General features: G+C 66.2%; 7 protein-coding genes. 6 read left to right on the top strand and 1 reads right to left on the bottom strand.

Going from position 1 to position 4,734, the window contains the following annotated elements:
• Nucleotides 1-397 precede the first annotated feature (397 nt).
• The 6 genes from AB0J47_RS42110 (at nt 398) to AB0J47_RS42085 (ending at nt 3,351) form a co-directional block, all read left to right on the top strand.
• Nucleotides 398-529 (top strand): hypothetical protein, encoded by a 132-nt coding sequence (locus tag AB0J47_RS42110; RefSeq protein WP_364360275.1) that lies wholly within the window; start codon nt 398-400, stop codon nt 527-529.
• On the top strand, nt 526-1,488 hold the full coding sequence (locus tag AB0J47_RS42105; RefSeq protein ID WP_364360272.1) for a hypothetical protein: 963 nt from the start codon (nt 526-528) through the stop codon (nt 1,486-1,488). Before AB0J47_RS42110 ends, AB0J47_RS42105 begins: the two co-directional genes overlap by 4 nt.
• Before the next feature lie 519 nt (nt 1,489-2,007).
• Nucleotides 2,008-2,445: a hypothetical protein gene (locus tag AB0J47_RS42100; protein WP_364360269.1), complete on the top strand. Its 438-nt coding sequence runs from the start codon at nt 2,008-2,010 to the stop codon at nt 2,443-2,445.
• 77 nt (nt 2,446-2,522) lie between these two features.
• A complete protein-coding gene (locus tag AB0J47_RS42095; protein WP_364360266.1) occupies nt 2,523-2,702 on the top strand; it encodes a hypothetical protein in 180 nt (59 codons plus the stop codon).
• 50 nt (nt 2,703-2,752) lie between these two features.
• Nucleotides 2,753-3,022: a hypothetical protein gene (locus AB0J47_RS42090; protein WP_364360263.1), complete on the top strand. Its 270-nt coding sequence runs from the start codon at nt 2,753-2,755 to the stop codon at nt 3,020-3,022.
• The gene (locus AB0J47_RS42085; protein WP_364360260.1) at nt 3,019-3,351 is read left to right on the top strand and encodes a hypothetical protein; all 333 of its coding nucleotides are present in this window, start codon (nt 3,019-3,021) and stop codon (nt 3,349-3,351) included. The genes AB0J47_RS42090 and AB0J47_RS42085 overlap by 4 nt, the downstream gene beginning before the upstream one ends.
• Before the next feature lie 72 nt (nt 3,352-3,423).
• Here AB0J47_RS42085 and AB0J47_RS42080 read toward each other — a convergent pair whose 3' ends face one another.
• The gene (locus tag AB0J47_RS42080) at nt 3,424-4,650 is read right to left on the bottom strand and encodes a helix-turn-helix transcriptional regulator (RefSeq protein ID WP_364360257.1); all 1,227 of its coding nucleotides are present in this window, start codon (nt 4,648-4,650) and stop codon (nt 3,424-3,426) included.
• Between the last annotated feature and the right edge of the window lie 84 nt (nt 4,651-4,734).

The raw sequence follows: 4,734 nt of genomic DNA, 5'->3' as shown, positions 1-4,734 counted from the left end.
CGAGGTCTACAACGACCTGATCAGCCAGCCAGGCCCGTGCGGCGGGTGCTTCTGATCCAGCTCTGCAATCGACCCGAACCCTCGCTCCAAAACGCCATTTGGGGCGGGGGTTTTCCGACTTCGCAACCGGATTCCACACCGCGAGTGGGTCTCGGCGCGCCAAGAACTACACCACTGTGATTTATGGAAGGGTGGGCGGCGCGGGGCCGAGCTTCACCCGCATGAAGACAAAAAAATACCCGTTCCCCTCTCGTCTCGTTTGGCAACGCGGTCGAGAGGGGCGGGTCCCAAGCCAAAGCCTGCGGTCTGAAGATACAGGTGGGGTCGGACGAGTGTCATCCCGACTCGCCCCAGATCGAACGGACCTCAGCTTTTGGCCAACCCGAAAGGGGTGACCATGAGCATCATTCGTCCCGGTCAGCGCCAACTGACCACCCTCGCCCGGCCGCTGCCGGACCTTCCTGGAATCGTCTCGGCGCGTCGCGTTGCGAGCGCTGTGCGCGTCGCGCGCCAGGCGGTGGCCTGGTGAGCTTCTACGTTGTCGATTGGGTGACCAGCCAGGCCCCGACCGCGAACATCTACGAGAGCCACATTCTGACCGTCATGGCGGGCCGCGCCGACCGCGACGGATGCGGCGTCTTCCAGTCCATCAAGAAGCTGGCCGCGTCGTGCCACTGCGACCCCAAGACGGTCACTCGCCACATTCAGGCAATGGTGGATCGCGGGTTGCTCGCACCTGGTGATCCGACCTCCCCCGGAGCCCAGAAGCACCGCAAGATTCGCGCCGACAACCGGCCGAAGCTGTACGACATCCTCGTGCCGCTTGAGTGGTACTCGGCGCAAATGGTCGCCGACATCAACGAGGAGCGAGAAGCAGCAGGCCGCGCGCCGCTGACCTCGGAGAATCGCCCCGCCATCCGACCCGCGCCGGAGAAGTCGCGCCGTTCCGACAAGGGCAAAGAGCGGCCCGAACGACGCAAGCAGCAGTCCACCGCCACAACGACCCCCTCACCTGCGGAAACGTCCACGGGAGGACTGATAGTCCCCCCGTCCGAGACCACGCCAGACTATTCCCACAGTTGGGAACGGGGGGACTCAGAGTCCGGTCGCGGGGGGACTCAGAGTCCGGTCGCGGGGGGACTCAGAGTCCCCCAAAACAGTAAGAAGAAACCTGTCCTTGAAACTGTCCGCGGGGGAGGCAATCCGCCGCCCCCCCCGAACCCCCCAGCGGATCTAACCGCTGGGCGCGTTGACGAAGTGGTCACCGATCAACTCGCGCAAACACGTAACCAACAGACCGCGCGCGCGAAATTGCAGCCTCCCGCGTCGAATTTGCAGCTGCATGGTGAAACCTCGGTCAGAGAAGCGGTGATGGCCCAGGTGCGCGGCAAGTTCCCGAGCAAGATCCGATCCCGAGTCACCCGACCGGCTCAGTGCCTCGTAGAGCCCTCAGAGCCTGATTCCGCCACTACTTCCCTAGCTGGCTGATTTAGCGGCCCAGCGTGCCGTCTAGGCCCCGAAAACGAGACTCTGGAGATGATCATGGGAAGGCGACCGAAGAAGAAGCCCGACCTCGGCCCGGCCTTGTTCGATCGGCCGGGTGCTCGCCGCGACCCGAGTCCAGATTGCGGCCGCTGCCGTGGCGACGGCTGGCTGCTCGGCGCGGATGGTTCGCCGGTAGAGCCCGCCGTCCGGTGCGAGTGCACCGCCCCGGCCCACATCTGAGCGTGTGACCGGCCTGTGAGCGGTCCCGGCCAGCAGCAACCTGGCCGGGACCGCTCACGATCATTCCCGAATCGGGTACCGATGCCCCAATTCCCCGGTACCCGAAACGGGGTACGGGGATTGCGGCGAACGTTCAGCGAGAGAGCTTCCGAAGCGATGACCTGCGCAGATGCCACCGCCGGCAAAGGCCTCCGGATCAATCTGGCTATCGATAGGCAATCCGACATGTAACCCGCAAAACTTCTTATAGATCAAATGAAGTTTTGCGGGTATGCTGGTGTCATGACCAACACCACCGAGAACGCCTCGACGATCTGCCCGAAGTGCGACGGCGCGGCCACCGCGACCGGCAGCGTGCCCGGCGAATTCCAGTGCGGTGCCTGCTATCACCTGTTCGACGCTGTCGACCTTCCGGCCATCGACCCGGTGATCACCGAGGCTGCCGCCGACCTGATCAAGACCGTGGTCGCGCTCGCCTCCGGATCGTCGGTCGAGTTCATCTACGACCAGGCGAAGGCGGCCGCGCTGCACGCACAGGCCCTGGTCGAAGCTCTCGACATCGAGATGCAGGGCGGCGCGGGCGCGATCGAGGACGGCTACCGGCCCGCCGACCGCAAGGGCGTGGTCGGCGCGATCCGCGGATTCCTGACCCGCGCGGTCGCCGAGCGCCTGACCTGGCGCGACAACGACGGCCACATGCACATGCTCTGGAGCAACTGACCCCCCACGTCAACCTCGGTCCGCGCGGGACATCAGCAACATGCCCCGCGCGGACCTCAACCCTCTTGGAGGACTTGATGACCGAAAAGCTCGTGTATGTGCAACCGCGGTTCGGTGATCCCGGCAAGCGCGCGGTGGTGGTGCCGCGTGGTGGCCGACACCGGGTGGTTTCCAACAGCTTCGGTGAGCGGTGGCTGATCGTGCGCACCTGGTACGGCCGGGTGGTGCGGCGGATGCCCGTGGCCGGTTACTGGTGATCCCCCTGGCCCGCCCCGAACACCTGATGAGCACATCGAAAGGCGAACCGATGACCAACGATGCCGAATCTGTCGGCTACCGGCTGACTTTGGTGGCCGAGCCCGGCGACCGCCGCGCCCGCGCCGCTGTGCGGGTCCTGGCCGACCTGTCGGACCTGCCCGCACCGGACACCGAGATCGTGAACGTCCGCATCCAGATCCCCGAGTTCAGCGATGGCGCGGTGAGCTTCCGCAATGTCCTCGACATCACCGAGCCGCTGCACGTCGCCCGCGCGAGCGTGACCAGCTGGCGCGACCAGATCGAAGAGGTAGGCCGATGAGCGACATCGAACTGATCCACGACGCCTACAACCGGCGCATCGTGGCACTGCACGACACGATCAGGGCCTGGGCAACCACCCACGGCGTCACGGTCGCCCCGGCCTACGACGGCGACTTCAGCATCGACTTGACCCGCAACGGCCGCCAGGTGACCGTGCGGCTGCTGCCCAGCTGGGAGCAACGCGGCCCGGTCGGCGACGCGTCGGTGATCGTCGAGGACGAGGACAGCGCGCTGCGGATGATGTGCATCAGCGGCGACAGCGGAATGCCCACCGCCGCCGCCTTGAAAGGGCTGCTGACCGGGCTGCTGATCCCGGAAGTCCTCTAGCCTCACCCGGACACGAAAATGGCCACCTGCACAGTGCAGGTGGCCATTTTCGTGTCCGGGTGAAATCCGAGGTCAGGCGGCCCCGACGCGGTCGGCCAGGCGGCCGAGTTCGCCGGTCATCACATCGCGACGCGCCTTGCGCAGCATCGCCCCGACCAGCTCCCGCACCTGGGGCATCGCCCGAACGTGTTGCGGGGCGGTGTATTCGGCGCGCAGCAGCGCCGACAATGACTCCGGGTACTTCCGTTCAAGGGCGTAGGCGCGGCCCAAGTCGACGAAGTACCGAGCGCGTCGGTCCTCGGTTGGGATCGCATCGGGTGTGATCAGCCGGGCTGCCTCGATCGCTTTGCCGCCGTCGCGCTGTTCAACCGCGATCGACATTGCCCAGATGTTGGCGTTCTGGGTGCCGAAGTTCAGCTGGAACGCATCACCGTGCTCACTGGTGCGGGTCGCGGTCTCGATGGCCTCGGCCAAATGTTCGGACGGGTCTGTCCCCATCGCGGCCGCGGTCAATCCCGCGTGCAGGTGCAGCATTCCGTACATCTGCAATCCGGCGTCGGTGGTCAGGCTGGACTGGAGCCGGTCGGCGGCGCCGGCCGACTGCGCCAGCGACGCCGCCGCTGCACCCGGTTGCGTGAGCAGGGTCTGTGCCAACAGATACTGTGCCCCGGCTTGGCCGACCGGATCGTCGGCAACGTTGCCCGCTCGCTCACATGCCTGGGCCGCGATCCAGGCCAAGCTGGTGTAGCCCAGCAGCTTGGTGCTCAGCCCGGCGGAGAACGTCACCGGGATGAGCGCCTGCCATGCTGCTTCGGCGTCGTCACCGCCTCCGGTGGCGTGCCGGTACAGATCGGTGATCAGGTCCGGCAGCATCGCGCCCAAGGTGGCGTAATCGCACTGCATCAGGATCTTCGGCGCCCGCTGTGCGTCGGCTACCAGGTCGGCCAGGGGGCGCGGGTCGCGGGAACCATCGGTGATCCCGGCCGCCATGAGCGCGCCCTCGATGTTGGGCACCGCCGCACCGAACGCGGCCGTGGCCGGGTTGGCCTTGTCGTCGGCGTGACCGGTCAGATCACCGACGCTCACCGACAATGCCCCGGCCAGGCGGTAGAGCACGTCGCGCGAATCGATCGGGCGCTCCCCGGTCTCGCATCGGCTGATCATCGTGCGGTCCACGCCGATCCGGTCTGCGAGCACCTGCTGAGTCATGCTCCGCACCCGCCTGTACTTGCGGACCTGCTTGCCGATGTAGCGGCCGATATCCAGCTGGCCTTCTGCGGCGTCGATTTCGTTGGTCATTGCCGCTCGTCTCCCTGATCGATGGCACAAGTCATACGCCAGAGTAGGCACGTCGACCGCGCGGTTTTGTGCCAGAACGGCACA

The organism is Nocardia sp. NPDC049737, from assembly GCF_040674755.1.
GTDB lineage: Bacteria > Actinomycetota > Actinomycetes > Mycobacteriales > Mycobacteriaceae > Nocardia.
Note: the sequence above shows the minus strand (reverse complement) of the source record. Positions and strands in the feature narration are given on the sequence as shown.